Below are 21,715 nucleotides of genomic sequence, written 5' to 3'. Positions count from 1 at the left end.
TTTAGCTCCTAACGTATACGTAGCTATTAAGCACGACTAAGCGACGCTTTTTATCTGCGACGCCACAACTAATTTTACCTGTCGCCTCGCTTGCTTTAAATTCTTGGCGGCCCTGCCAAGAAACAATAACCTCAAGGTTATATGCTTTCCCTCCAGAACCCGCCACCACTTCAGGGTTAATACACACAGTTGCACCATCGAGTGATCCGGTATTCTCTCGGGCTCGAATAGCACGTTTCCATTGCTCGATATCTAAACTAGCTATTTGCGCGTTGCTACATGAGCTTGTAAAACATGTTTTAGACGATTTCTTCGTGGTTTCACTGGTAAACTCTACATCGTAAAGGGTCGCGAGTTGCGAAGTATCATTAGCTCGAATACGTTGAATAATATCATTACCAAGCGCAACAGCAGCAGCACGTTGCATTGAATCAAAGCTTGCTTGCTTTGCTTTTGCTTGCAGGGCTACAGCGCCTAATAAACCAAAGCTGAGAATAATAAACGCAATTAGGACTTCAATAAGCGTAAAACCTTTTTGCAATTTAAACGTACTCAAATACATAGTAAAACCAAATAATAATTACTTGATAATAAGTGTATGCAATTACAGATTAGATTCAACTAGAACCATGACTAACGGTTAATTATGTTGATAAGCGGTTAATAGGTAGGCGTATTAAAGTTCACTTTTTACGCTTTTGAGTGCTCGACGACTGACAGCTAACAAAGCAGTACAGCCATCAAGTTCAATAACATGTTGATGGTTTTGAAGCGTATGTAGGGCAATAATTTTGTTTTTATTCACCAAAGTATGTCGATGAATTCTTAATAAATGATGCGGGTATTGCATTTCAAGATGCTTTAAACTGTCCTCAATTAAAGCTTCCCCTTGATCAAACACAACCTTGGTATACTTTTCCTCTGCGTTAAAATAAAAAATACTCTCTATTTCAACACTTCTGATAGTGCCAGCCAGTTGATACGTTACTTTTTCTGTTTGTTGCTGTTGCAGATGTACTCTGTTTAGACGTCCTAGCTGTTGTAATGCATGTTGCAAACTTTTTACTGATATAGGTTTTACCAAATACCCTGCTGCATTTAGTTGCAGTGCATCAAGTGCATGCTCAGGGTGAGCAGTTATAAAAATAATTGCCGGCGGAACCGCAAAGCTATTGAGTTGATTGGCCACTTCGATGCCATTTAAGCCTGGCATATCAACATCTAAAAACACTAAATCAGGCTGAAGTTTTTTTATTTTTATTAAAGCGTCATTGCCATTACCGGCCTCACCTTGCACTTGAATAGATGTATGGCTCTGACTAAGTAAACGCTTTAAGCGTGCTCTGGCTAAAGGCTCATCATCTACAATCAGTGCATTCATAACATGCGCTCTGTTTGTTTTGGGATAACCACTTTAACTCTAAATTCATTTTCTTTGTTAGTTATTGTCAGTTGCGCCTGATCTTTATAATAAATACTTAAACGAGAACGGATATTATCAATTGCCATACCGTTATGCTCTCTTGTATTAGCGGCTTCAATAGGTACAGGGTTAGTCACAATCAAGGTTAAATAATGTGTTGTAACATGCAGCTCAATACTAATGGTAGCACCACTTTGGCTGGGCTCTACACCATGGCATACTGCGTTCTCTACCAAAGGTTGTAATGTAAGGTATGGAATATAGAGCGCAGGGAGATTTTCTGGTAATGACCACTCAACCTGTAAGCGCTCAGCAAAACGCCATGATTCAAGAGCAATATATTGTTTAGTTAATACTATTTCATCACTGAGCAATACACTTTGCCCTGACCGCATTGCAGCCTGCGAAAGCGCCGCTAATGCTAAAATAGCATGCTCTGCAGCCTCAACGTCATGATGCGTTAATTCTGCTGCCGTATTCAAACTATTATATAAAAAATGGGGTCTGATCCGCGCCTGCAAGGCATCAAGCTCTGCACGAGAGAGTGCTTTGGCTTGCTGTTCTTTTTCAAAATGAATAAGCAAAAATTGTACAAAAAGTAAGGTAAGCAAAAATACAATAATGCAATTACGTAACACAAAAAACGTAAGTTGTTTTTCGTTTTCTATATCAAAAGCAATATGAGAAAAAGCCAGACTAAATAAAGCAGTGCTCAAACTATATACAGCAATAAAAAAACTAAGCTGAATAAACTGAGGCTGTTTTGCAAGAAATCGGCGACAAATATATATAAAAGAGGTGCTTACTAATACGGTTACATGGAGAAATAAACTAATCTCTCCCAAATGCAGCCATATGTCACCGCCAGCATTAGGAGCAAAAGCTAAAATAATAGCCACGACTTGGGTTACTATGAGGGATGCAAGTACACCACGCTCATTAAAAAGGGCCGAAAAAAGTAGTGCATCTGGTGTCAGTTGCTTACTCATTCGACCCTCCTTTTATCTATTAATAGACTAACGCAGCTCTACTGGCACAGCAAAAACAATGTTTTCTTCTTCACCAGGGTTTTCTGTTACTTGTTTGCCACCAAGCTCTTTTAAGCGTGTAATGACTTGCTGAACTAATACTTCAGGAGCTGAGGCACCGGCAGTCACACCCACAGTGTTAATACCATCAAACCATGATGCTTCAACATTACTAGCATCATCTATTAAGTAGGCTTGCGTACCCATTTTATCAGCAAGTTCCCGTAAACGATTAGAGTTAGAACTATTTTTAGCACCCACAACTAATAACACATTCACTTTATCAGCTAAATCACGAACCGCATCTTGGCGGTTTTGTGTTGCATAGCAAATATCATCTTTACGTGGACCATCAATTGTAGGAAATTTACTACGTAAAGCATCAATCACATCGGCAGTGTCATCTACTGATAGAGTTGTTTGGCTGCAGTAAAAAAGATTATCCGCATTTTTTACATCAAGCTTTAATACATCATCGACTGTTTCAACAAGATAAATACCACCTTGCTGGTTATCGTATTGCCCCATGGTCCCCTCAACTTCCGGGTGTCCATGGTGACCAATTAAAATGCATTCAATGCCTTTTCTACTAGCACGGGTTACTTCCATATGCACTTTAGTCACTAATGGGCAGGTTGCATCGAATACTTTTAACTCTCTACGCTTAGCTTCTGCACGAACAGCTTGAGATACACCATGAGCACTGAAAATAACAATACTATCGTCAGGAACCTGATCAAGTTCTTCAACAAATACAGCGCCGCGATTTTTTAAACCATCAACCACATAACGGTTATGCACCACTTCGTGACGCACATAGATTGGTTTTTCAAAAATATCTAATGCGCGCTCAACAATACTAATTGCGCGGTCAACACCAGCGCAAAAGCCTCGTGGATTAGCTAATAATATTTCCATTAGCCTTGCACCTCAATAATATCAACCTCAAACGTTAAACGCTGACCCGCTAATGGGTGATTAAAATCGATAGTAACTGACTCACCTTGCACTTCACGAACCAAACCCGGAAGCTCAGTACCATCAGGTTGAGTGAACGCAATAATCGCACCTACTTTAGCCGGTGTTTCTGCACCAAACTTACTACGATCTACATAATAAATATTATCTGGATTTGGTTGACCAAAGGCATCTTCAGGCTCAAGTTCAAATGTTTTGCTTTCACCCGCAGTTAGGCCAAGCAAACATTTTTCAAAGTTAGCGGTTAAACTTCCATCACCCATAGTGAGCTTGGCAGGTTTGTTATGCACTTTTGTTGAGTCAGCGGCAGAGCCATCTTCTAGTTTAATAGAAAAATGAAAAATAACGTCTGAGTTTTCACCAATTACAGCTTGGCTCATGCTTTATGCTCCTTTGGTTCTTCGCCTGTAAAGGCGTCAAATAGTAATAACGCAGCGCCTATACAAATAGCACAATCTGCAATATTAAATACGGGGAAATGTGAGTCTTCGTAAAACACATGTAAAAAGTCAATAACGTAACCATAAGCAACACGGTCGTATAAGTTACCAATAGCACCCGCTAACACTAACGAGTATGCACCACACAATACTTTATTAGACGCAGGAAGGCGCTTTAACCACCATACCAACAAACAACTAATTGCGATTGCTATTACACTTAAAAACCAACGTTGCCAGCCACCCGCTTCGCTTAAAAAGCTGTAAGCTGCACCGTAGTTATGTACATAAGTGATACTAAAAACAGGCAATAGATTAATTGACTCACCATAGGCCATGGTGTTTACAACCAGTGTTTTACTGGCAAAGTCTATTACTAATAGTAATAGACTCAACCAAAGCCACACTAAACCACTTTTTTGGGTTAGTTTGCTCACTAAAAACAACTCCTAAGCGAATTGACGCTTTTCACCTTCACCGTCAACGTTACTTACACAACGACCACAGATTTCAGGGTGCGCAGGCTCAACGCCTACATCTTCACTGTAATGCCAACAGCGCTCACACTTTTTAGCATCTGTTGCTGATACGCTAATGTATAAACCTTCAATTTCGGTTGCTTGTGAATCTGCAGGCTGGCTATCTACCTCAGTAACATTTACAGCTGAAGTGAGTAACACAAAGCGAAGTTCATCACCTAGTGCAGCCAGTTTTGCAGCAAGTTCTTTACTTGCAAACAGGTTAACCGTTGCTTGCAACGTAGCGCCAATCACTTCTTCTTTACGTGCAGCTTCTAGAAGACGGTTCACTTCGTCACGCACATTTAAAATAGCTTGCCAATCTTCATTACTAAACTTGGTCGTAGTTGGTGCCTGTAAGCCCTCATACCAAGTTGAAGTAAATACATAGTCACTGCGCTCACCTGGAAGTGCTTCCCAAATTTCTTGTGCTGTAAAGCTCATGATTGGTGCCATCCAACGCGTCATCGCTTCAGCAATGTGGTACAGCGCGGTTTGACAAGAACGACGTGCATGACTGTCGCTTTTTGCCGTGTACTGACGATCTTTTATAACGTCTAAGTAGAACGAACCAAGCTCACCGGTACAGAAGTTCATTAACTTTTGCGTCACTAATAGCATTTGGTAACTATCGTACGCCGCTAAAATATCATCTTGTAACTGTGCAGCACGCCCTACAATCCACTTATCAAGCTCAACCATATCATCCACAGCAACTTGATCTGTTTTTGGATCAAAACCGCTAAGGTTAGCAAGTAAGTAACGGCTAGTGTTACGAATACGACGGTAGCGATCTGCTGAACGTTTGAATATTTCATCTGATACCGTCATTTCTGCCGTGTAATCAGTTGATGCTACCCATAAACGTAAAATATCAGCACCTAGTTTATTCATCACATTTTGTGGTGAAATAACATTGCCTAATGACTTAGACATTTTGCGGCCGTTTTCATCAACCGTAAAGCCATGCGTAAGCACTTGCTTGTAAGGTGCATGACCATTAATTGCCACAGAGGTCATCATTGATGACATAAACCAACCACGGTGTTGATCTGAACCTTCTAGGTATAAATCAGCAGGACCGGTTAAATCATCACGCGCATCAACAACACAAGCATGCGTTACACCTGAGTCAAACCACACGTCCAGTGTGTCTTGAACTTTCATGTATTGCTGTGCGTCTTCTTCGCCTAGTAAAGTAGCTGGATCTAGGTCATACCATGCTTGAATACCTGACTTTTCAACAAGCGCTGCTGCTTGTTCAATCAGCTCTTGAGTATTTGGGTGTAATGCACCCGTGTCTTTATCAACAAACAATGCAATAGGAACACCCCAGGTACGTTGACGTGAAATACACCAATCAGGGCGGCCTTCAACCATGTTGGCAATACGGCTTTCACCCCATTCAGGTAACCACTGAGTATTTTTAATTTCAGCCAGTGAATCTTGACGCAAGTTAGCCTGATCCATGCTAACAAACCATTGTGGTGTGGCACGGAAGATAATAGGCGTTTTATGGCGCCAACAATGTGGGTAACTGTGCGTTAATGCATGGTGATGCATTAGGGCATTATTTTCTTTTAATACCTCAATTACACTCGCATTGGCTTTAAACACATGTTGACCGGCAAATAATTCAGTATCAGGTAAGTACACACCATTTGCGCCAACAGGGTTAGCTACTTCAAGGTTGTACTCAAGACCCGCCACGAAATCTTCTTGACCATGACCTGGTGCAGTATGCACGATACCCGTACCAGAATCTGTTGTTACGTGCTCAGCAACAATAACAGGAACATTAAAGTCATAAAAAGGGTGTGCTACGGTTAAGTTTTCAAGTGCTGCGCCTTTAACATAGCCAAGAATATGGAAATGGTTGAAACCAAAACGATCCATCGCATCTTTAACCAGCTCAGAGCCTATAATAAGGCGTTGCTGAACGCCTTCATCTTCTACTTGTACTAGCGCGTATTCTAAATCAGCATGCACAGCTACCGCACGATTTGCAGGCAAAGTCCATGGTGTCGTAGTCCAAATAACGGTTCCTACGCTACCAGTTCCTGTATGGCCAGCCGCCAAATCAAACGCATTAATTACCGCATCTTGATCTGTAAAAGTAAAACGTACATCAATGGCTGGAGATTGTTTGTCTTGATATTCAACTTCTGCCTCAGCTAATGCTGAACCACAATCTGTACACCAATGCACAGGCTTAGCGCCTTTATGAAGGTGACCATTTTTTATAATGCGGCCTAGTACACGGATGGCATTAGCTTCAAAGTCGAAGTTCATTGTTAGGTAAGGTTTATCCCAATCACCAAAAACGCCTAAACGTTTAAAGTCTACTTTTTGGCCTTCCACTTGCTTTTTAGCATAGGCACGACATTTCTCACGAAACTCTGCCGCAGTTACCTTAACACCGGGTTTACCAACTTTTTTCTCAACCATTAACTCGATTGGTAAACCATGACAGTCCCAACCTGGTACGTATGGCGCATCAAAGTCTGATAAAGTTTTAGACTTAACAATAATATCTTTTAATATTTTATTTACTGAGTGGCCTAAATGGATATCGCCGTTTGCATACGGAGGGCCGTCATGCAAAATGAAAGTTTTTTTACCTTTCTTCGCGCTGCGAATTTGACCGTATAGGTCGTCTTCATACCATGCTTTAAGCATTTTTGGTTCACGTTGTGCCAAATTGCCACGCATTGGAAACATTGTTTCCGGTAAATTCAAAGTATGTTTGTAGTCGCTCATTAATCCTACTTTCCGTTTCTATCGGCTACCTAATTTAAACCAAAACACTGCTTAGCGGCGGCAACATCGGTTGCTATTTGTGCCGTCAGTTGTGTTAATGTCTCGAATTTTTTCTCATTGCGGAGTTTTTCAATTAACTCCACATGCATAAATTGTCCATAAATATCTTGTGCAAAATCAAAAAGGTGAACTTCTAATAAGGCACGAGTTCCATTAAACGTGGGTTTGTTTCCAATGTTAGCCACCCCAAAAACTTGTTTTCCTGCGATCATCACTTGAACCGCAAATACACCATTGACCGGACAAACTTGACGTTTTAGTGCAATATTTGCCGTTCTAAAACCCAGTTCGCGGCCTTTTTTCCAGCCATGAATAACACGTCCAGATATTGCATAATTATGCCCAAGCATAACTTTTGCACTAACTAAGTCACCTTCAGCAAGCGCTTCTCGTATCAAGGTACTACTTACTCTAGCATTTAATTGCCTAAAGCTGGCAGTGCTTTTAACACTCATTCCCACTTGGGTGCCCATAGTTGCCAATAGACTAAAGTTACCTTGGCGCTGTTTACCAAACCTAAAATCATCACCAACCGTTAATGCTTTAACGCCCAGCTTTTTAATTAAAATATCGCTAACAAACTGCTCAGCATGCATGTTTGCAAAAGCCTGATTAAAGCTAATACAAATAACGCGCTCAATTCCTAAGTTACTCAATAAACGAAGTTTATCACGCAGTCGAGTCAACCTAGCTGGAGCGTTATTTTTTGCAAAAAACTCCTGTGGCTGAGGCTCAAATAGCATTACGGTGCTGGGTAAATTATTTTCTTTTGCATCAGCTAAAAGCCCTTTTAATACGGCAGCATGACCCAAATGAACACCATCAAAATTACCAATGGTCAGCACACAACCAAAGTGTTGTGGGCGTATATTGTGTATACCTCTAATTAACTCCATGCCACCTAATGCCTTTTTCAGCGAGCGATAAAATGCGACCTCAGGCCGCAGAATGTCCGATTATAATCTTTTTTTAATTTGATTCAGTAATTGCTACACTTTTTATCGTATTTAGTCTAACACCCATCAAAAACAACATAAAAAAGTAACTAACAATCGCAATAATTAATAACACAACCAACAACATAACTTGTTCGCTAAAGTGCCAACTAACCCAGTCATATTGCATACTGGTAAACCAAACCAATGCGCCCATTATTATACTTGCCAACAAACACTTCAAAGTGAAGTAGCCACTCATACTGGAAAACTGATAAACATTCTCTTTTTTAAGCTGTCGATACAGTAAGTAAGCATTACAACTTGCCGACATTGAGGTTGCCAGTGCCAAACCTAAATAGCCAATAAATGGTGCCAGCATGATATTAAACACCATATTTAGTACCAAAGTAATAATACCAATGCGTACCGGTGTTTTAGTATCTTGGCGAGAATAAAACCCAGGCGCGAGAACTTTAATTAACATAAAACTGACTAATCCCACAGAGTAGGCAACCACCCCTAAGCTTACCGCCTTAACATGGTCAATACCCGCTTCTTTGAAAGCGCCATGATCAAACAGCACAGTAATAATAAGCGGGCTGATAATCATCAATCCTATCATTGCTGGAAGCCCTAAAAAAATCACAAACCTCACTCCCCAATCTAGGGTATGTTGAAAGTCGCTACTTTTTTTACTGCTGTGTAATTTTGATAGCGCAGGTAAAATAACCGTCGCAATACCGATGCCAAATAAACCAAGTGGGAATTCAATCAGTCTATCTGAGTAATACAGCCAAGCGATAGAGCCTGTCATCAATAACGAGGCTATTACTGTATCGAGTAGCAAATTAATTTGACTAATTGATACACCAAATAAGGCTGGAAGCATTAACTTGCGTACTTTTTTCACATTTTCATCTTGCCAACCCCAGCGCGGGCGCGCTAGCATTTTTGCTTTATACAAAAACGGCAGTTGAAATAATAGCTGTACCACGCCTCCTAAAAACACGCCAACGGCTAGTGCATAAGCGCCTACAGAAAATTGGTCGTGTAATAAAATGGCACAACTAATGATGGATACATTGAGTAACACCGGGGTAAAAGCCGCAACGGCAAAACGATTATAAACGTTCATCACAGCGCCACTGAGCGCCACAAGGCTTACAAAAAACAAATAAGGAAACGTAAGTTTTAATAGCGAACTGGCAAGCTCAAACTTTTCTGAATCAGGTCCCCCTTGCCACCAATCAATAAACCAACCAGTACCGAATAAAGCAGCAATAACAGGTGATGCTATTACACCAAAAAGCGTCACTATCAGTAAAATAGTGCCTAAGGTACCGGCGGCTTGGGCAACAAATACTCTGACCTTCTCATCGCCTTGCTGCTGTTTAATTTCACTTAATACCGGTACAAATGCTTGCGCAAAAGCTCCTTCGGCAAATAAACGGCGTAAAAAATTAGGAATACGGTTAGCAAATAAAAATACATCGGCCGCAGCGCCTGCGCCCAACAGATTAGCCACGACGGCATCTCGTACTAGCCCTAAAATACGCGAGATCATTGTCATTGCACTTACAATCATCCCAGAACGAAACAAACCTTTTGACACTATAAATCCATATTAAAAACCAGCAATTAAGTTAATTATGCCATAGTCTTTTTTATAAATCGCTTTAAAGCACTAGGCTGGAACCCCTTGCTTTGTTACAATAGCGCTATTAACTGCTAAAGCGGCAAATTGATGTTCGTTATAAGGAGCAGTTTTTCTTGAATTGTTAAAATTAAATTGACATTCATGATAAAAACAGGCATATTCCACGGCCTTTAATTTAAGCTTTATTTAAGATTGTTAGGAGCAAACCTTGGCTAACATCAAGTCTGCAAAAAAACGCGCTATCACAAGCGAAAAAAACCGTCAGCACAACGCAAGCCGTCGTTCAATGATGCGTACTTACTTCAAAAAAGTAATCGTAGCTATTGAAGCTGGCGATAAAGAAGCTGCACAGCAAGCTTTTTCTGTTGCTACACCTATCCTAGACCGTTACGCAACTAAGGGTCTAATCCACAAAAACAAAGCTGCTCGTCATAAGAGCCGTTTAGCTGCTAAAATTAAAGCGCTATAATTTGTTTTTGCAAGATTAAAAAAACCGGCTTTTGCCGGTTTTTTTTGCCCAAAATAAATACGCTTCTTAAACGTTATCAAGCTCTGGATAAAACTTTTTCAACATCGCCGCAATTTTCTTCGGTGAAAATGGTTTAACCACAAACCCTTTTGCCCCCCTATCTATCGCATCCTTCACATTTTCAACGCCTGAATGAGCCGACACCATCACCACGTTTGTCTCTGGTGATAACTCATTAATTTGCGCAATAAGTTCTTTACCATCGCCATCAGGTAGTTCTATGTCTAAAAATATAATATTAAAATTGGCTGCGCGACACTCGCTAATACACTGCGCGGCCGTTGACGCTTCTTTTACATTCTCTATCCCTAAATGCATTAATGTTTGACTTAGAAAGCTACGCACAGTGCTAACATCGTCAACTATTAAAATAGATAGCTGCGTATTCATATATAATCCTTATAGGCTAAAGCCATGTCTGCGAAGTTGGTGATTTGCTTAAAATACAAATATTTACTTTATTATAGAGGGCTAAGCTAAAAAGGCCAGATTTGCTTTATGTCGAAAACCACAAAAAAAAGTCGCCGCAAAAAAAATAAAGCCGCTACTGTTAAACAAAGATCCAGTAATAAGCTTGCAAACACTGGCTCACAATTAAAACCACACTCAAGTAGCGCAAAGTGTGGCATCAAGTTGACCATGCTTTTTATTTTCACGATATTATTACTTATACTTGTTTTAGTGCCAAAGCCAAGCTTACTTACTTATAAAAAATCGTCTATGGTTAGCCAAAGCGTGTATTGGCCAGGGTTGTTTTCAAGCGAACCAAAACTACAGGACTCCACCCTACACCCTCGGCTGGATAAGGAGCATAGAACACTTTACCTGTGTATTGATTTACAACAACCACAGAGCTGCCAAAAATACCGAATTATTGCTGAAGAGGGAATATTTTCAGTATTGCTCACTTACTTTTAACATTAAAAAAACTAATCTGAAAATTTAAAATTACTTGGTTGAAAGCTGTGCAAAAGATCAACATAATGGCGCTCCTTTTTTCAACAACTGAACTATTGAAACGACCATGCTAAACGAGCTAGATTGGCTTTTAAATACATTACTACTTGCACTAGGTTTAGGTGCATTCTTTATTAACCAACTGACACTGCTTCGCGTTGCAGCGATTAGTGCCTGTGGTTTGTTATTCCTATCATTTAGCTTAGATCTTATGTCGTCGAGTATTATTTCAAATATGAGTTTAGTTTTGATTAACACATTTTATTTGTTTAAAGTTTATACATTTGGACAATTTACTGTATCTCAGCACTAATTACTTCCCCTTAGAATATTTTATAGCCCAGTTTTTCTGGGCTTTTTTATTCCACAGCTTTAAAAATCTTGGGTCTTAGTTTGAACTAAGTTAAAATTTATCTCGTATTAGGGTCTGTTGACCTTTCAAGGTTAAATTTGCAGCAGTCTGTTTGGTATTTAGGCAAGGCAGAGCCTATGTGGTGTGGTTATTCCCCATAAATAGGTGATAACGCAGCATCAATGCCAAACAGGCGCTGCCCTTTGGGTTCTACCTAGGGGCGATTTACTCTTTGTTGCTCGGTTTTTACTTAGCCCACTAGGTTACAAACCTCGCGCCGCGATTAAACCGCCCCTAGTTTGAACAAATTTTAATCCGCAAAGGTCAACAGACCCTTGCCTATTTTGAGATAAGCCCATGACGTTGTCAGATTTCGATTTATTCTTATCCTCTATGGAAGATGTTAAACCTATCAGTCACGATACAGTGACATTGCCACCTAAAAGCCATAAAACAGTTATCGCTCAGCAAGAAAAAAACAAAGCGGCACAATTAAATTTAAGCAGTGAACAATTTAATCCGTTAGATGAACCACTTGAATTGCTCGACCCACTCGCCATATTAAGCTTTAAACGAGATGGCGTGCAAAGTCCGGTTTTTAAAAACGTAAGATTAGCTAAATATCAGCTCGATGCGACATTAGATTTACACGGGCAACTTTTAAAAAATGCCCATGCTTCGTTGCTTGCCTTTATTAAAGATTGCCACCAGCGCAATATAAGGATGGTTCTTGTTCGTCATGGAATAGGTATTAAAAATAAAGCCAAACCGGGTATTTTAAAAAGTTACGTAAATCAGTGGCTGCAAACAATTCCTTGTGTTTTAGCATTTCACACTGCACTCAGGCAGCATGGAGGAAGTGGGGCAACATATGTCTTACTAAAGAAGAGTGATGATAAAAAGCATCAAAACAGAGAAATTCACAGCAAGCGCAGTTAAATCTTGCTGTGCTAATAAGGGTTAGTTAAGCATCAACGCTGCCGCATTAGCTTGATTAAACCACGCAGATATTCCTAAAATAATGATAGATACAACCACAATGCTAATTTTTGCGCCCCCTTGATTGGGTTTCATAATTCATCCTATTTATTATTTTTGTTAGAACAGCTTTTAACAATAGTAAAAATTACAAATGTTAACAAGCTGTTTGTGTTAAATATTAAACAAATTTTAATCCTTAAAAGCCAAAAACGCTAAATTAATAACCTTGCTGCTTATTAATACAATTTATTAATGGTTGTCTCGCTTTCAAACGCAAAATATTTTCTGCTATTTGCTCAATAACACTATCTAGATCTGACAACGCAGCACAGTGCGGCGTTAAAGTAATATTTGGGTGCTGCCAATAAGGGTGTTCGCTTGATAGTGGTTCACAGGCAAATACATCAAGCGTTGCTGCGCGTAAATGCGCATTATTCAGCGCATCGAGTAAATCGGCTTCAACAACATGCTCACCTCGGGCCACATTAATAACCACGGCATGCCCAGGAAGCTGCTTAAGTAATTGTTGATTAATGATACCTTTGGTATTGCTAGTAAGAGGCAATAGGCAGATTAAATAATCTGTGTGCGCTAACATCTCGGTTAAGCCCTCATCCCCATGATAAAGTGTTGCTAATATTGATGTTTTAGGGCTTCTGTTCCAAGCATTGACTTTAAAACCATTGTTAACCAATCTTTGGGCGCATGCTTGGCCTAATTCGCCAAACCCTAAAATACTCACTTGATTGTGCTTATACGCTCTTTTGGGTTTCCATTCACTTTGCTGTTGTTTTAAAAAATATTCTTTTAATCGCAATTTTTGCGCTAATACATGGGTAAGAACATATTCAGCCATGTCGTTAGCTAACTGTTTATCGACAATCCGCACCACTTCAACATGTGCAGGTAGTAAACTTAAATCGATACTATCAACCCCAGCACCAAACGATGACACCGCTTTCAAATTTAATAACTTTGGCCATAAAGACGCGGGCGCATTCCAAGCCAGTACAAATTCTACACTTGCAAAATCTTGGCAATCATCAAGCTGCTCAATGTGAATATTGGGTAATTGTGATTGCATTTTTGCAATTAATTTTGTGTTATCTCGACCGGTAATCGCGACTAAAACTGACATGATGATTCCTTAAAAAGTAACCCTAAATAGTAGTACTGGTATGGTTCAATTCAATAGTAAGTAAACGGTTTTAAAAAGTCACACAACTGACCGCGTATTGTCATATCCGCACTTTAAGCTAAACATATTGGCCTTAGCCTAGTATAAAAAAAGAGGTGCGTATGATCAGTGTAGATAAAGTAATAGCAACCAATTTACCACAGTTAACTAACTCATTTAAAATAAAAAAAATGGTAAAGAAAAGTCTTAGCTACTTATTACATGAACAAGAATTTACAAACTTTGCAACTGCCTATCCTCACCTTCAAGGAATAGAATTTGTAGAGCAAGTGCTTGATGAGCTTGACTTTGAAACTCGCTACAAAGCGAAGCAAATAGAAAATATTCCCAGTGAAGGGAAAATTGTCATTATTGCAAACCACCCTATCGGATCCTTAGATGCGCTTGCATTAATTAATGTGTTATCAACAGTGCGTGCCGATTTAAAAGTAGTGGCTAACCGTATGTTAATGACCGTTGAGGCCATGCATTCATTATTGCTGCCCGTTGATAACCTATCAGGGCAAAGTAAAAAACAAGAGTTGAGTAATATCCACCAGCACTTAAAAAATGAAGGAGCGTTACTTATTTTCCCTGCAGGTGAAGTTTCTCGACTTCGTCCTACGGGTATAAAAGACTGCAAATGGAACAGCGGCTTTTTACGCATTGCTAAAAAGGCTAACAGTCCTATTTTGCCTATCTATATTAAAGCCAGAAATAGCCCGCTGTTTTACGGTGCATCTATGCTTTATAAACCACTGGCTAGCTTATTACTGGTAAAAGAAATGTTTAAGCAGCGTCAAAAATCTCTCGAGTTTGAAATTGGCGCTTCCATTGCCCCTGAGTCTTATTTAATCCCAGACTTAAAAGACAAAGAAGTGGTTGAGCTAATCCGTAAGCAACTATACCGTTTAACCACAAAAAAAACGCTACCATTAAAAACTTATGCTCCAATAGCTTCACCTGAATGTAAAAAAGAATTAAAAAAAGCCATAGAATGCTGCGAACATTTAGGTAAAACCAGTGATGGCATGGTGATTTATTTGTACCAATACCAAGGAAGCTCTCCCCTATTTCGTGAACTGGGCCGCTTACGAGAAATCGCTTTTCGTGCTGTAGGTGAAGGCAGTGGCAACCGCCGAGACATAGATAAATACGATATGCACTATCAGCACTTAGTATTGTGGGATGAACACGCACTAGAGCTAGTGGGTGCTTACCGATTAGCCTGTGCACAGGATGTAATTGAACAACACTCCCAAAGTGGGCTTTATACCGATAGCTTATTTAATTATACCCAAGATATGAGCCCTTACTTTAAACAAGGCATAGAGCTAGGCCGAAGCTTTGTACAACCTAAGTATTGGGGCAGAAAAAGTCTCGATTACTTATGGTATGGCATTGGCGCTTTTATAAATCGCTACCCTCAATACCGTTACTTATTTGGTGCGGTGAGTGTATCAAACGCGCTGCCTGAGCAGGCAAAGTCTTTATTAGTGCATTATTATCAGCACTATTATGGCTGTGAAAAATCACTCGCAACGCCTAACAATGCTTTTCGTCACACGCCTGATCAACAAACTCAGTGCACTAACTTGTTCATGGGTAACAATATAAAAGAAGATTTTGTAGAGCTTAAACACATACTCGCTAATATGGGCACGCATGTACCCACACTATTTAAACAATATACCGAGCTATGCGAACCAAATGGCGTTAAATTTTTAAGCTTTAGTATTGATCCACAATTCAATAATTGTATTGATGGCCTAGTATTGGTTGACCTTGAAAAAGTAAAACCAAGCAAAGCAAAACGCTACTTGGGCACTGATAAATCAGCAAGTTAAAGCATTACCCCTTAATAAAATAACTATTAAAGCGACATTTAGCGGCGTTTTAATAGTTATTAATACTTTAAGGCTGAGTAAAAATACCATCGAGTAATTGCGTATAAATTTTTTCTATTTCTAACAAGTCGCAAATTGGTACATGCTCATTAACCTGATGAATGCTATGGTTTCGTACCCCACACTCTATGACTTGTGTTTTTTGCTGTGCAAAAAATCGTCCGTCCGACGTCCCACCACTGGTGCTTAATAAAGGGTAATTCCCCGTCACTTTAAAAATTGCCTGCTCTAACTGAGCGAGTAAGCAACTCTCAATATTATGGCTTGTATAATAAGGTTCACATGGACGCTCCCACTGTATAACCAAGTGATCGCTGAGATCCTTCAGTGCAGCAAACACACGTTGCTTAACATGTTTACTTTTATACCCATGGCTATAGCGAATATTAAAAGTAATATCACACTGAGCTGGTACGAGGTTATCTAATACATTATCAATATTAATACCGGTGACTTGCAGCGTTGTTTTTGAACTCAGTTCATCTAAAGGCCAGTCTATTTGTGTGAGCCTGTTAACCACTTCAGCACTGATGTGCGCAGCATTAATGGTATTCTCAGGATAAGCTACATGCCCAGCCTTTCCTTGAATAGTTAATCGCGCAGATAAGGCTCCACGTCGACCATTTTTTATAGTGTCACCTACCTGCAGGTGGCTGGTTGGCTCACCAACAATACAGCCATCGAGCACAACGCCTTGTTGTGCTAATCGCTTGGCAATCAACACAGAGCCATGCTCCGCTTCACCTTCTTCATCTGAAGTGATCAGCCAATATAATGTTCCCTGCTTTTGCTGCGCGCTGTTTATTAACGTCTGCGTTGCACTAAGCATCGCGGCAATGCCTCCTTTCATATCGGCGGCACCACGTCCATAAATCGCATCGTTAATTATGTGTCCACCAAACGGATCGGCTAACCAGCCATCTTGCGCTGCGGGTACCACATCAATATGCCCAGAAAATGCCACCACGGGGCCAGCCCCAAAGGTTATTTTTGCAATTAAGTTTGTCACATTATTAGAACTAAATTGCTCTGTACTAAAGCCTAACTCAGTAAGGTGGTTCGCAAGCCACTCAATACCACCAGCTGGATTAGGAGTAATCGATTTAAATCGGATCAGAGTTTGTAAGTGACTCACTGTTTTTAACTGTGCAATAGTTAAGTACGGCGCTTGTGCTTTTGTATTGATAGCTTTTGTCATAATAAACACACCTCGTTTTAGCAGTGTATTTATTACAACGACTTTTTATGACCGCATTATGAATTTACTAGCTAACGTGCGCCCTCTTCTATTAATGTTTCTCGTGTAACCTGCACCATGTGCTTATCTTCTTTAGTTAACTTGGTTTTTTTCCAAGAGCCACGCATAAACCATGCAAATGCTATCAATGCGATGGTTATGTTAGTAATTGCAAAAGAATACCAAATGCCTTCATCGCCAAGCTCAGTATGATTTGAAAGAATATAAGCGGCAGGGAACTGCACTACACATTGTGATAATAACGCGATAACCATTGCGTTGAGCATATTACCAGAGGCACGAAAAGCAGCAACAATACAAAGCTGCCCCCCTATTCCACCCCAACTCAAGCACATTACTTGAATAAACTGCGCGCCTTTAGTAATAACGTTATTATCGTCAGGAATAAAAAATGCAACTAATGAATCTGCATATAAATATGCAATGGCGCCAACACATGAGAGCCCTAACAACCCCCACACACTAGCAAGTTTAGTGATCTGCTCAGCCCGCTTGATATTACCAGCCCCCATATTTTGCCCAACTAAGGTTGATACCGCCATTGATAAGCCCATAGTGGGGATCATTACCATTTGCAAAATATTAGAGCCAACACCATAAGCAGCAATTGTCGTTGTACCAAAGCTGGCAACTAAAAATGACATGATGATCAAACCAAATGCGCGTGTCGATAATTCAATAGAGCCAGGCGCTCCCAAGAAAAAAGCGCGCTTAATATAGTGCCAGTCGGGGTAAAAGCTTTTTAGTTGTAATTGAATACCATGGCGACCACGTAAAAATATAATAATGCCCGCAAGCGCTGCCAAACTTTGTGTAACCAGAGTAGCCAGCGCAGCGCCCATAACACCAAGCCCCTCAAAACGGCCATAACCAAATATAAATAACGGATCGAGTATAAAATTAAGTACTACGGTTGTGCTGACTATAATTAACGGCACCTTAGTTTGCCCAATACCCCGCATCAGCGATTGAAACATGGCATAAATAAATACAAAAATAACGCTAATAAAAGATACATGCATAAACTTAAGCGCATCACTATATACGGCTGCTTCAACCCCCAATAGGATTAAAAAATAAGGTGATAATGCATAACCTAATAACCCAAGTAATAATGCAACTAATGTCACCATTAACACCGTTTGCGCTGCAACATGGTTGACCTTATCTTGTTGGCCTGCCCCCATGTATTGGGCCGATAAAATCGCCCCAGCCATAGCAAACCCTGAACCTATCGCAATAACCAAAAATGTGACGGGCATACTAATCGATACAGCAGCCACTTGCGCAGCCCCTAATCGGCCAACCCAAAAAGCATCTGTAAGCTGATAAGCAGACTGCAAAATATTAATAAGGATAATAGGAATGCCTAATTTTAATAGTGCTTTGGCAATAGAGCCTTGAAGAAATAGTTGACCAGAGGGAGTCATGAGGCCGCTTACTTTTATTAAACCGTGAACATAGCCTTAGTTTAACAAACCTAGCTGGTTATATTCTGAATACTTCGTTTGCGGTCGGTATTTAAATGATCAGTCAATAATTTTTAAGCACGAACTGACTAAAAGTTTAATCTAAATCAATAAATAGAAGCTCTTTGCTCATCTGCTTTTGAAACTTTGATCTAGAACAGGTTTTTATTTTTAACCTCGAGCAATAATAGCCTCAATCAACAAATAGTCACACAGTAGTTCACGGAGAACAACATGAAAACTAAACTAAGCATTGCAATACTTACTTCTTTACTAGCTCTTTCTCCTGCAGCACACGCTAACTTTAGCGTTAATGTTGGCGCAATTAATGTTAACCCTGATAACGATGGCTCAAAGATTAACGAAGCACCTACTCTTGGTTTAAAAGGTGATTCAAATACTCAGTTAGGTATTACTGTAGATTACGCATTTAACGACCAATGGGTGTTAGAGCTTATTGCAGCAACGCCGTTTTCTCATGATGTAGAAGGTACAGGCGGTTTAGCTGGTAATAAAATTGCCGACATTAAACATTTACCACCATCATTGGTTGCACAATACCACTTTTTAGATAGCAGCTACGCACTTCGTCCATTTGTTGGTGTAGGTATTAACTATACGACGTTCTTTGACGAGCAGCCTTCTGCAGCACTTAAAGCAACTTTAAATACTGACGACGTGGAAGTAAAACTAGATGATTCATTTGGTTTTGTTGCACAAGTAGGTGCTAACTACAAGATTGATGAGAAATGGGGCCTACACGCTATGGTATCTATCATGGATATCGATACCGATGCGACTGTATACGCTAATGGCGCAAAAGCATTAACTTCAACCGTGTCACTTGACCCTGTTGTAGCTATGTTTGGTCTTAAATACTCGTTCTAATAACGATTATGTGTGTGTTAAAAAGGCCGTAAGGCCTTTTTTTGTATGTAATTAACGAGGTAAGTTATTTACTTTTTTTGCTCAAGCATTTCTTTCCAATGAATTATTTCTGCCGGTAAAATAGGTGCTACGCCTTCAAAACCAGCAACTTCCAGCATATGCTCAACGCTTACCACCCCTTTTTTACTTTTAAATACGCCACGTACATAGGCAATTGCATGTAAGCCACGCTCTGAATGAAATTTTTGTTCAATATAAAAGTATTTATGATCCCAGCCGACTAAACGGGTGCTAATGGTAAAGTGCTGCATTGGCTTAATATCACGGATATAAGTAATGGCGGTTGCATTAACAATAGGAAACCAACGACGCTTCATTATTTGCTTTAGTAAGCCAACTCGCTCAGTCATCCATGTGCGCGATAAGTCCATCATTGCTAAATAGCGTGAATTAGTTAAGTGTAAATTAATATCACAGTCACTTGGCAGTGCTTTGTAGTCTATATCAACCGTGTCTAACAATGATTGATAATCACGATTACGTTTAATTTTGAAAAATAGTAGCAGCAGTCTAAAATATAAGTTCACAGTAGAGGTCTTACCAGTTTGTTTTTTGTGAGTGTATCATAGCAATTGATCCCCTAGGGTATTTTTGCACCAAGGGGTCAATCACTAAAAAAGGTTGTTTTAATATCTATCTTTAAACTTTAACCGTTTTACGGTTAATACCGTAATCACGTAGTTTATTAGCTACTGCTGTATGGCTAAGTCCTAAGCGTTTAGCTAACTGACGTGAACTTGGATAAGCTGGATAAAGTTTACGCAATAAAGTAGCTTCAAAACGCTTAACCGCTTGATCTAGCGAGCCCTCAAAATCAGACTCTAAATAGCCTAAATCATGGGTAAACGTGGGTAACTGTAAATGTTCAACGCGCAGTTCACTGTCTTCCAACAAGGATACCGCACGGTAAATCGCATTTTCTAATTGGCGTACATTACCTGGCCATGGGTAATCTTGTAAAAATGTTAAACACTCTTCAGATAACTCAGGCACAGTATGGCCATTTTGCTGCGCATACTTTTGAATAAAATGCTCAGCAAGTGGGCCAACATCGGCTTTACGATCTCTCAGTGGTGCAATTTCTAGCGTTAGTACATTAATGCGATAGTATAAGTCTTCTCTAAATACGCCCTCTTGTACCATTGCTGGTAAATCTTTTTGGGTAGCAGCAACGATGCGTACATTTACTTTAACTTCGTTTTCGTCGCCTACTTTTCTAAACGTACCGTCTTGTAAAAAGCGCAGTAATTTAGTTTGGAGTTGAGTCGACATTTCGCCCACTTCATCTAAAAATACCGTTCCACCATCCGCTTGTTCAAGTACACCGCGTTTAGGCGCTGCGTTTTCTTCATATCCGGCGTAACCAAAAAGCTCTGACTCGGCAACATCATCTGGTAACGAGGCACACGATAAAGCAATAAACGGTTTTACTGAGCGGTTAGATGCATAGTGACAAGCTCGCGCTAATAACTCTTTACCCGTACCCGTTTCACCCGTAATAAGAATGGGGGCTTCAAGTTGCGCCATTTTTCGCGCTTCGCGCACCACACGACGCATCGCCGTGCTAAAATTATGAATAGTCGCAAAGCTTTCTTGGCCATAGCGTCTAAATGCACTCACTTGTTGGCCTAGACGGCTTTGCGATTTTATATTAATTACCGCGCCCGCTAACACATCCCCCTCACTGCCTTGTGGTACAGCAATAGGTAAAATATCGGCAATAAAGTCTTCACCTGCCACTTCTACACGGGTAGTTTGCCCAAGCACTTCTTTGCCTTCTAACCAACGAGTAAAATTAAACCCTTTAAGTAAATTATTGATATTGGCGCCAATGACTTCTTTTTCTGTTAGCTGTAAGTCTTTACACGCCGCGTCGTTACACAGGCGTACCCAGCCTTTAGCATCAATAGATATAACACCATCAGGAAGTGCTCTTAATAAGGTGTTTAATTCATTGTGCTCACGTTCAGAAGGTAAAAACGCGGTGGTACGTACATCATGTACACCATCAATCAATCGAATTGAAGGCATAATCTTTTGAAATTGTTCAAATTCAATTTCAGGAAAGCTCACATACATACGACAATTAACTGAGTCGACTTCAATTCCTTTTAAGTCAACATTGTAGCTAACTAAAATATTAAGAATCTCTTGAGCAATACCAACTCGGTCTGCACAGTGAATATCTAAACGCATACACCCTCAGGAAAGGAAAAAACTAATTGGCGTGAATAATACGCTAACTATGATTATCAGCATAGTTTATTGTAAAGAAATTTGGACGAAAAATGTTTTTTACTACCTAAAGCGCTTTTTCAAAGCGCTTAAAATATTT

General features: G+C 39.9%; 21 protein-coding genes. 6 read left to right on the top strand and 15 right to left on the bottom strand.

Going from position 1 to position 21,715, the window contains the following annotated elements:
- Window position 1 precedes the first annotated feature (1 nt).
- From pilV to murJ, 9 genes are all read right to left on the bottom strand, one after another.
- Window positions 2-562 carry a type IV pilus modification protein PilV gene (gene pilV, locus AC0L7Q_RS04360; protein WP_198522260.1) on the bottom strand — a complete coding sequence of 187 codons (561 nt, stop codon included), beginning with the start codon at window positions 560-562 and terminating at the stop codon, window positions 2-4.
- Window positions 563-676: 114 nt separating this feature from the next.
- Window positions 677-1,381 (bottom strand): LytR/AlgR family response regulator transcription factor, encoded by a 705-nt coding sequence (locus AC0L7Q_RS04355; RefSeq protein WP_409424972.1) that lies wholly within the window; start codon window positions 1,379-1,381, stop codon window positions 677-679.
- Window positions 1,378-2,412, bottom strand: coding sequence for a sensor histidine kinase (locus AC0L7Q_RS04350; protein ID WP_409424971.1), 1,035 nt, complete (start codon window positions 2,410-2,412; stop codon window positions 1,378-1,380). The genes AC0L7Q_RS04355 and AC0L7Q_RS04350 overlap by 4 nt, the downstream gene beginning before the upstream one ends.
- Window positions 2,413-2,439: 27 nt before the next feature.
- On the bottom strand, window positions 2,440-3,369 hold the full coding sequence (ispH, locus tag AC0L7Q_RS04345; protein ID WP_413401454.1) for a 4-hydroxy-3-methylbut-2-enyl diphosphate reductase: 930 nt from the start codon (window positions 3,367-3,369) through the stop codon (window positions 2,440-2,442).
- A complete protein-coding gene (gene fkpB, locus AC0L7Q_RS04340; RefSeq protein WP_010391275.1) occupies window positions 3,369-3,809 on the bottom strand; it encodes an FKBP-type peptidyl-prolyl cis-trans isomerase in 441 nt (146 codons plus the stop codon). The genes ispH and fkpB overlap by 1 nt, the downstream gene beginning before the upstream one ends.
- Window positions 3,806-4,306, bottom strand: a complete 501-nt coding sequence (gene lspA / locus AC0L7Q_RS04335) for a signal peptidase II (protein WP_413401452.1) — start codon at window positions 4,304-4,306, stop codon at window positions 3,806-3,808. The genes fkpB and lspA overlap by 4 nt, the downstream gene beginning before the upstream one ends.
- 12 nt (window positions 4,307-4,318) lie before the next feature.
- Entirely contained in the window at window positions 4,319-7,147 is a 2,829-nt protein-coding gene (gene ileS, locus AC0L7Q_RS04330) for an isoleucine--tRNA ligase (RefSeq protein WP_413401450.1), read from the bottom strand.
- A 29-nt stretch (window positions 7,148-7,176) separates the two neighbouring features.
- Window positions 7,177-8,103, bottom strand: a complete 927-nt coding sequence (gene ribF / locus AC0L7Q_RS04325) for a bifunctional riboflavin kinase/FAD synthetase (protein WP_075170608.1) — start codon at window positions 8,101-8,103, stop codon at window positions 7,177-7,179.
- Between the two features lie 73 nt (window positions 8,104-8,176).
- Complete coding sequence (gene murJ / locus AC0L7Q_RS04320) at window positions 8,177-9,715, bottom strand: murein biosynthesis integral membrane protein MurJ (protein ID WP_413402823.1); 1,539 nt, start codon at window positions 9,713-9,715, stop codon at window positions 8,177-8,179.
- A gap of 295 nt (window positions 9,716-10,010) precedes the next feature.
- Between murJ and rpsT the strand changes: the two genes are divergently transcribed.
- Complete coding sequence (gene rpsT / locus AC0L7Q_RS04315; RefSeq protein WP_008114420.1) at window positions 10,011-10,271, top strand: 30S ribosomal protein S20; 261 nt, start codon at window positions 10,011-10,013, stop codon at window positions 10,269-10,271.
- 66 nt (window positions 10,272-10,337) lie between these two features.
- On the opposite strand, the gene AC0L7Q_RS04310 is transcribed toward rpsT, so the two are convergent.
- Entirely contained in the window at window positions 10,338-10,721 is a 384-nt protein-coding gene (locus tag AC0L7Q_RS04310; protein WP_008114419.1) for a response regulator, read from the bottom strand.
- Window positions 10,722-10,829: 108 nt separating this feature from the next.
- Between AC0L7Q_RS04310 and AC0L7Q_RS04305 the strand changes: the two genes are divergently transcribed.
- From AC0L7Q_RS04305 to smrA, 3 genes are all read left to right on the top strand, one after another.
- Window positions 10,830-11,249 (top strand): hypothetical protein, encoded by a 420-nt coding sequence (locus AC0L7Q_RS04305; RefSeq protein WP_409424964.1) that lies wholly within the window; start codon window positions 10,830-10,832, stop codon window positions 11,247-11,249.
- A gap of 106 nt (window positions 11,250-11,355) precedes the next feature.
- Window positions 11,356-11,601 carry a hypothetical protein gene (locus AC0L7Q_RS04300; protein ID WP_008114416.1) on the top strand — a complete coding sequence of 82 codons (246 nt, stop codon included), beginning with the start codon at window positions 11,356-11,358 and terminating at the stop codon, window positions 11,599-11,601.
- Between the two features lie 396 nt (window positions 11,602-11,997).
- The gene (gene smrA / locus AC0L7Q_RS04295) at window positions 11,998-12,579 is read left to right on the top strand and encodes a DNA endonuclease SmrA (RefSeq protein WP_413401448.1); all 582 of its coding nucleotides are present in this window, start codon (window positions 11,998-12,000) and stop codon (window positions 12,577-12,579) included.
- Window positions 12,580-12,838: 259 nt separating this feature from the next.
- Here the strand turns inward: smrA and AC0L7Q_RS04290 are convergent, their stop codons facing one another.
- A complete protein-coding gene (locus AC0L7Q_RS04290; protein WP_409424961.1) occupies window positions 12,839-13,759 on the bottom strand; it encodes a 2-hydroxyacid dehydrogenase in 921 nt (306 codons plus the stop codon).
- A gap of 161 nt (window positions 13,760-13,920) precedes the next feature.
- Here AC0L7Q_RS04290 and olsF point away from each other — a divergent pair, with 161 nt between their 5' ends.
- Window positions 13,921-15,645 carry a bifunctional ornithine lipid synthase OlsF gene (gene olsF, locus AC0L7Q_RS04285; RefSeq protein ID WP_413401447.1) on the top strand — a complete coding sequence of 575 codons (1,725 nt, stop codon included), beginning with the start codon at window positions 13,921-13,923 and terminating at the stop codon, window positions 15,643-15,645.
- Window positions 15,646-15,712: 67 nt separating this feature from the next.
- On the opposite strand, the gene dapE is transcribed toward olsF, so the two are convergent.
- Both dapE and AC0L7Q_RS04275 read right to left on the bottom strand, forming a co-directional pair.
- Window positions 15,713-16,903, bottom strand: a complete 1,191-nt coding sequence (gene dapE / locus AC0L7Q_RS04280) for a succinyl-diaminopimelate desuccinylase (protein WP_409424959.1) — start codon at window positions 16,901-16,903, stop codon at window positions 15,713-15,715.
- A gap of 71 nt (window positions 16,904-16,974) precedes the next feature.
- Window positions 16,975-18,393 (bottom strand): MATE family efflux transporter, encoded by a 1,419-nt coding sequence (locus AC0L7Q_RS04275; protein WP_409424958.1) that lies wholly within the window; start codon window positions 18,391-18,393, stop codon window positions 16,975-16,977.
- A 273-nt stretch (window positions 18,394-18,666) separates the two neighbouring features.
- On the opposite strand from AC0L7Q_RS04275, the gene AC0L7Q_RS04270 reads away from it, so the two are divergent.
- Window positions 18,667-19,320, top strand: coding sequence for an OmpW/AlkL family protein (locus tag AC0L7Q_RS04270; RefSeq protein WP_010391257.1), 654 nt, complete (start codon window positions 18,667-18,669; stop codon window positions 19,318-19,320).
- Window positions 19,321-19,388: 68 nt separating this feature from the next.
- On the opposite strand, the gene AC0L7Q_RS04265 is transcribed toward AC0L7Q_RS04270, so the two are convergent.
- Both AC0L7Q_RS04265 and tyrR read right to left on the bottom strand, forming a co-directional pair.
- Window positions 19,389-19,907, bottom strand: coding sequence for a thioesterase family protein (locus AC0L7Q_RS04265; protein WP_409424956.1), 519 nt, complete (start codon window positions 19,905-19,907; stop codon window positions 19,389-19,391).
- Between the two features lie 112 nt (window positions 19,908-20,019).
- Entirely contained in the window at window positions 20,020-21,576 is a 1,557-nt protein-coding gene (tyrR, locus tag AC0L7Q_RS04260; RefSeq protein ID WP_008109548.1) for a transcriptional regulator TyrR, read from the bottom strand.
- Window positions 21,577-21,715 lie beyond the last annotated feature (139 nt).

Source organism: Pseudoalteromonas sp. KJ63-1 (assembly GCF_055808145.1).
The sequence above is the reverse complement of the archived record's forward strand: the minus strand, read 5'-3'. Positions and strand labels throughout refer to the sequence as shown.

Excerpts from the sequence above, each read along its gene's own strand:
- pilV (WP_198522260.1), bottom strand. The coding sequence starts at position 562 with ATGTATTTGAGTACGTTTAAATTGCAAAAAGGTTTTACGCTTATTGAA.
- AC0L7Q_RS04355 (WP_409424972.1), bottom strand. The coding sequence starts at position 1,381 with ATGAATGCACTGATTGTAGATGATGAGCCTTTAGCCAGAGCACGCTTA.
- AC0L7Q_RS04350 (WP_409424971.1), bottom strand. The coding sequence starts at position 2,412 with ATGAGTAAGCAACTGACACCAGATGCACTACTTTTTTCGGCCCTTTTT.
- ispH (WP_413401454.1), bottom strand. The coding sequence starts at position 3,369 with ATGGAAATATTATTAGCTAATCCACGAGGCTTTTGCGCTGGTGTTGAC.
- fkpB (WP_010391275.1), bottom strand. The coding sequence starts at position 3,809 with ATGAGCCAAGCTGTAATTGGTGAAAACTCAGACGTTATTTTTCATTTT.
- ileS (WP_413401450.1), bottom strand. The coding sequence starts at position 7,147 with ATGAGCGACTACAAACATACTTTGAATTTACCGGAAACAATGTTTCCA.
- ribF (WP_075170608.1), bottom strand. The coding sequence starts at position 8,103 with ATGGAGTTAATTAGAGGTATACACAATATACGCCCACAACACTTTGGT.
- murJ (WP_413402823.1), bottom strand. The coding sequence starts at position 9,715 with ATGACAATGATCTCGCGTATTTTAGGGCTAGTACGAGATGCCGTCGTG.
- AC0L7Q_RS04310 (WP_008114419.1), bottom strand. The coding sequence starts at position 10,721 with ATGAATACGCAGCTATCTATTTTAATAGTTGACGATGTTAGCACTGTG.
- AC0L7Q_RS04305 (WP_409424964.1), top strand. The coding sequence starts at position 10,830 with ATGTCGAAAACCACAAAAAAAAGTCGCCGCAAAAAAAATAAAGCCGCT.
- AC0L7Q_RS04300 (WP_008114416.1), top strand. The coding sequence starts at position 11,356 with ATGCTAAACGAGCTAGATTGGCTTTTAAATACATTACTACTTGCACTA.
- smrA (WP_413401448.1), top strand. The coding sequence starts at position 11,998 with ATGACGTTGTCAGATTTCGATTTATTCTTATCCTCTATGGAAGATGTT.
- AC0L7Q_RS04290 (WP_409424961.1), bottom strand. The coding sequence starts at position 13,759 with ATGTCAGTTTTAGTCGCGATTACCGGTCGAGATAACACAAAATTAATT.
- olsF (WP_413401447.1), top strand. The coding sequence starts at position 13,921 with ATGATCAGTGTAGATAAAGTAATAGCAACCAATTTACCACAGTTAACT.
- dapE (WP_409424959.1), bottom strand. The coding sequence starts at position 16,903 with ATGACAAAAGCTATCAATACAAAAGCACAAGCGCCGTACTTAACTATT.
- AC0L7Q_RS04275 (WP_409424958.1), bottom strand. The coding sequence starts at position 18,393 with ATGACTCCCTCTGGTCAACTATTTCTTCAAGGCTCTATTGCCAAAGCA.
- AC0L7Q_RS04270 (WP_010391257.1), top strand. The coding sequence starts at position 18,667 with ATGAAAACTAAACTAAGCATTGCAATACTTACTTCTTTACTAGCTCTT.
- tyrR (WP_008109548.1), bottom strand. The coding sequence starts at position 21,576 with ATGCGTTTAGATATTCACTGTGCAGACCGAGTTGGTATTGCTCAAGAG.